General features: G+C 48.1%; 5 protein-coding genes. All 5 read right to left on the reverse strand.

The features are described from left to right. Positions 1-112, reverse strand: a 112-nt coding sequence (locus PHU49_14775) for a GTP-binding protein (protein ID MDD5245270.1), incomplete at its 3' end; no start/stop codon positions are given. After that, positions 105-2,186, reverse strand: a complete 2,082-nt coding sequence (fusA, locus tag PHU49_14780) for an elongation factor G (protein MDD5245271.1) — start codon at positions 2,184-2,186, stop codon at positions 105-107. The genes PHU49_14775 and fusA, both read right to left, overlap by 8 nt. Positions 2,187-2,196: 10 nt before the next feature. Beyond that, positions 2,197-2,667: a 30S ribosomal protein S7 gene (rpsG, locus tag PHU49_14785; protein ID MDD5245272.1), complete on the reverse strand. Its 471-nt coding sequence runs from the start codon at positions 2,665-2,667 to the stop codon at positions 2,197-2,199. A gap of 12 nt (positions 2,668-2,679) precedes the next feature. Continuing rightward, positions 2,680-3,054: a 30S ribosomal protein S12 gene (rpsL, locus tag PHU49_14790; GenBank protein MDD5245273.1), complete on the reverse strand. Its 375-nt coding sequence runs from the start codon at positions 3,052-3,054 to the stop codon at positions 2,680-2,682. A gap of 240 nt (positions 3,055-3,294) precedes the next feature. Then, the gene (locus PHU49_14795) at positions 3,295-4,593 is read right to left on the reverse strand and encodes an OFA family MFS transporter (protein ID MDD5245274.1); all 1,299 of its coding nucleotides are present in this window, start codon (positions 4,591-4,593) and stop codon (positions 3,295-3,297) included. Positions 4,594-4,765: the final 172 nt, after the last annotated feature.

The following is a 4,765-nucleotide window of genomic DNA, read 5'->3' on the forward strand; positions in this document are numbered from 1 at the left end:
TGGCAAGACACCTCGTGATGGCAGACGTCAGGGTCGTCTTCCCGTGATCGATATGTCCGATCGTTCCGATGTTCACGTGGGGTTTTGTCCTCTCAAACTTTTTCTTAGCCATAGAGAACCTCCGTTTGATTTTTATCTCTATTTTTTAAAACATTTTCATAGATATGTTGTGGCACCGGGGCATAATGAAAAAATTCCATACTGTAATAGCCCCTTCCCTGGGTTACCGAACGAAGTCTTGTTGTATAGCCAAACATCTCGTCTAACGGTAAGTAGGCGAGAATGGATTTGAAATCGTTCCTGTCACCAATCTCAGCGATCCTGCCTCTCCTCGATGAGATGTCGCTGATGACCGACCCGATAAAATCTCCGGGGACATTAATATCGACCTTCATGACAGGTTCCAGGAGGACAGGGTTCGCCTTTGCTATGGCATCCTTTACACCGATGGATCCGGCGAGTTTGAACGCAAGCTCCGATGAATCCACTTCGTGATAAGAACCATCCAAGAGCTCAACCTTTATGTCGATTAACGGGTATCCGTATGTGGTGCCCTTTTCCAGGGTCTCTTTAATCCCCGCCTCTATACTGGAGATATATTCCCGGGGTATGACACCGCCCACGGTCTTATTTTCAAAGATAAATCCGGCCCCCTCATGGGGAGATACCTGCAGGACGACATGGCCGTATTGACCGCGCCCCCCGGATTGCTTGATATACTTGCCCGTTCCTGTCGTATGCCTTGTAATGGCCTCCCGATAGGCTACCTGCGGAGGTGAAGAAAGCATTTCAAGGTTATGCTCTCTCTTCGCCCTGTCCATAATGATCTCTAAGTGAAGCTCGCCCATACCGGAGAGGATCACCTCTCCTGTTTCATTATCAAGTCTCACGGTGAGTGATGGGTCTTCGACGGTGTATTTATTGAAGACAAGCCACATCTTCTTGAGGTCATCCTTCTTTTTCGGCGCGATAGCACAGGAAACGACAGGCGATGGAACCTCTATCGTCTCGAAAGATATATGCATGTCGGGGTTCGTGAGCGTATCACCCGTTGAGGCGCCTTTCAAACCGACAATTGCACAAATATCTCCGGCCTCTACCTTTTTTACCTCTTCCCTTTTATTTGCATGGAGCCTCATGATCCTGCCGATCCGTTCCGTTTTCAATTTTGTTGTATTCAGAACGGTGTCGCCTGTTTTCAATTCACCTGAATAGATCCTGATATAGCTCAGATGGCCGACAAATGGGTCATTCATGATCTTAAAAACGAGTCCGCTGAACTTTTCATCCTTTGTGCCGACGAGGGTCTTCTCTTCCCCGTCTTCTGTCCAGCAGTTATGCGGCGAGATATCCAGAGGCGCCGGGAGATAATCCACTATCGCGTCAAGAAGCGGCTGGATACCTTTGTTTTTAAAGGCACTGCCGCACAGCACCGGCAGTATGTTCCCATTTAGAGTCCCCTTACGTATAACCCTCTTGATCTCGCTCTCTTCGATCTCATCACCTTCCAGAAACCGTGACATGAGGTCGTCGTCGATCTCGGAAAGCGTTTCCATCATTCTTTCCCGTGCCGCATGAACCTCATTGACCATATGTAACGGTATGTCGCAGAGGGAATATTCATATCCAAGCCTGTCCTTGTCGTAAAGGATCGCTTTTTGGGCCATCACATCTACAACACCAAGGAATTCATCTCCTTCCTTGATCGGTAACTGCAGGACCAGCGGATTGGCCTTTAATACTTCCTGTATCATGGCAATGCATTTCCGGAAATCAGCCCCGGGTCTGTCCATCTTGTTCACGAAACCTATCCTTGGCACGCCGTAGCGATCTGCCTGCCTCCAGACAGTTTCGGATTGCGGCTCAACGCCCTCTACCCCTGAGAAGAGCGCCACAGCTCCATCGAGAACCCTCAATGACCTGCCTACTTCTATTGTAAAATCGATATGGCCCGGTGTGTCGATAATGTTTATCCTGTGGTCATTCCAGAAACATGTGGTGGCCGCTGCGGTGATAGTGATGCCCCGTTCTTTTTCCTCTTCCATCCAATCCATCGTCGCGGCGCCGTCATCAACTTCCCCGATCCTGTTATTTACCCCTGTATAGAACAGCATCCGCTCAGTAGCAGTCGTTTTCCCTGCATCAATATGAGCCATGATCCCAACATTTCTTACATTTTGATTCATAACGAATATACTACCATCTGTAATGGGCAAAAGCCTTGTTGGCTTCCGCCATCTTGTGGGTATCCTCCCTCTTCTTTACGGCACCGCCCTTGTTGTTATATGCATCGATGATCTCTCCTGCGAGCTTTTCGACCATCGTTCTCTCTGACCTCTCCCGCGCATACCTGATGAGCCACCTGATGCCCAGAGAGAGTTTCCTGTTCAACCTTACCTCAACGGGCACCTGATATGTTGCCCCGCCGACGCGTCTCGCTTTCACCTCTATCTCAGGCCTGATATTTTCAACTGCCTTATGAAAAACCTTTAACGGTTCGTCCTTGAGCTTGCTTTCGATAAGATTGAATGCACCATATACAATACCCGTTGCAGTACTCTTTTTCCCGTCCAGCATGACGCAGCTTACAAGCCTCTGCACGAGCAAGTCGTTATATTTCGGGTCAGGCAGTTTTTCTCTCTTTGAGACATGTCCTTTTCTTGGCATGAAAATACTCCTTTATTGCTTCGGTCTCTTGGCGCCGTATTTCGATCTGCTCTTCTTTCTGTTTACCACGCCGCTCGCATCCAGAGAACCCCTGATAATATGATACCGGACACCGGGCAAGTCTTTTACCCTGCCGCCCCTTATCAACACCACGGAGTGTTCCTGCAGGTTATGTCCTATCCCCGGTATATAGGTGGTCACTTCGATACCGTTTGTAAGTCTTACACGGGCTACCTTCCGTAATGCGGAGTTTGGTTTTTTGGGAGTGGTCGTATATACTCTTACGCAAACTCCTCTCTTCTGTGGGCAATCTGTAAGGGCAGGAGAAGAACTCTTCTTTTTGACAGCTTCTCTCCCTCGCCTTACTAATTGGTTAATAGTAGGCATCGAGACCTCCAAAAAAATAATCCCTCATTTTGTTAAGGGATATTGGTACAATGCGAAAAACTTCGGTATATTAAACGATTTTAATGATTTTTGTCAAGATATTTTTTAATGATTTTGAATATGTTTGCGAATATTCGGGTTATTGTCTATTGAGATTTTTCGTCATGTTGAACCAGGTAAGAAACAAAGGCGCCGGTATATGCCGGCGCCTCGTCTACAATTCGCCTCGATATTAGAATTTTACGCCTTTTTCGGCGGCTTCTGCAGCAACGTAATAAAGGCACCCACAAAGCATGCCACGCCGGCGATCATCAGAGGAGTAATCCACACTGCCGGGTCGGTGCTCCCTTTGGCTGCATCTTTGAAAAAGCCGGCAATCTGCGGTCCGAGAACACCCGCGATGCCATAGGATACAAAGACATACCCATAGTTGAGTCCAACGTTCTTATTACCGAAATAATCAGCAGTAATAGCCGGGAAGAGGGCAAAGTTTCCGCCAAAGTTAAAACCGATAATACATGCGCCTACGATAAGCGTCGCAGCGGTACCACTCATTTTGTAGAAAAGGAACATAATGATACCCTGGAACAGGCACATCAGGAATATGGCCACCTTCCTGCCGATCTTGTCTGAAACGGATCCCCATACGATACGGCCTAATCCATTCAGGATTGCATACCATGCCATGGCAGTACCGGCAACACCGCGCGCCACATCCTTTGCCATTCCGTTCGCGCTGAGGGCATCCATGCCAAGCAGGGCAATACAGGAGATGACCATGAGCCCTGCCATTGATGAGAACAGGAATGTAAGCCACGTCATATAGAACTGCGGTTTCTTCATCATTTCACCGGGCATGAAATCCACCGTACCCGATGCTGAACCGCCCGCGGCGGGATCCGGCGGTTTCCATCCTGCAGGAGCATAACCGGCAGGCGGGTCGATCATAACGATACTTCCCAGAAAAATAAGGATGAAAAAGATGACCCCGTATAGAAGAAAAACGCTCTGAACACCGCCGAGACCGAAGAAATTGAGATTATCAAGAAGGCGGAACCAGCTACCCGCCGATTTTACCCACATGGTTGCCCCGAAACCGAAGCCGGCCACTGCAAGACCGGTTACAAGACCCTTTTTGTCAGGGAACCATTTGACGCCGACGGCAATCGGGACAACATAACCGAGGCCGATCCCGATACCACCAACGAACCCGATCAAAATGAGCTGACTTATAAAAGTGCTCCCGAATAAACCTCCGAGGACATAGCCGCCTCCGAGGACAATCGCGCTCGCGACCGATAATCTCTTTGGCCCCACTTTGGCCATCATTCTTCCGGAGATAATCATGGTAAAGGCAAAAACAAGGATGCCCACAGAAAAGATCCATGCCGCCTGAGTCGCACTAAACCCGTATTTACCGGCCTTATCGACCAGCTTCGGGGTAAACACGGACCACGCATAGATGGCCCCAAGACACAACTGCATCAGGATTGCGCCTACAACCACCAACCAACGATTCATTACCTTTTGTTCCGACATCCCCATACCTCCTTTACAAATTCGTTTCTTATGAGTTCTTATATATTGAATACGTTATTTTATGTACTCCCCGAGACAGGGAACACGCAGAATAATTATATAAATTGCTTTAGATTGTCAATTAAAAAATCCTTTTCCCTCATCGTTTAACTATTGCATATGAAAAGAGATA

The sequence above is a fragment of the Syntrophorhabdaceae bacterium genome, assembly GCA_028713955.1.
Lineage (GTDB): Bacteria > Desulfobacterota > Syntrophorhabdia > Syntrophorhabdales > Syntrophorhabdaceae > UBA5609.